The 345-nt window shown below is 64.6% G+C and carries 1 protein-coding gene; it reads right to left on the reverse strand.

The window, feature by feature from the left end; translation table 11 throughout:
* Positions 1-345 (reverse strand): integrase core domain-containing protein (locus tag AC0L17_RS34685; RefSeq protein WP_473519022.1); only part of this gene is annotated, 345 nt, incomplete at both ends.

Raw genomic sequence — 345 nt, forward strand, 5'->3', positions numbered from 1 at the left:
CGATGGTTTCTATTTTCTGATGTCTGAACCAGGCGTCGAAGACGCCGTCGGCAGCGGTTGGGCGAAAGGCGACGGACTTTCCGGCGAAGGCCCTGCACAGGCGCACGTTGTGGCCGAGAATGGAGACGAAGCCATGCTGCTGAACGCGGCGGATGAGATCGTCCTTGGCATAGTCGAACGGCTCGACGGTTTCGCGATGCTGGCGCTGCGAGACGCGGTAGCGGTCGAGCGGCACAGCGCCGCCAAGCGCGTCGTGCGGACGCTCGGCGTTGTAGACGTGACGCCAGCGATCGAAGGCGTCCTGGGCCTTGGGGAGATCGGCAAAGGGCGGTCCCTGCAGCGCTT

This window comes from Mesorhizobium sp. WSM4829 (assembly GCF_055811475.1).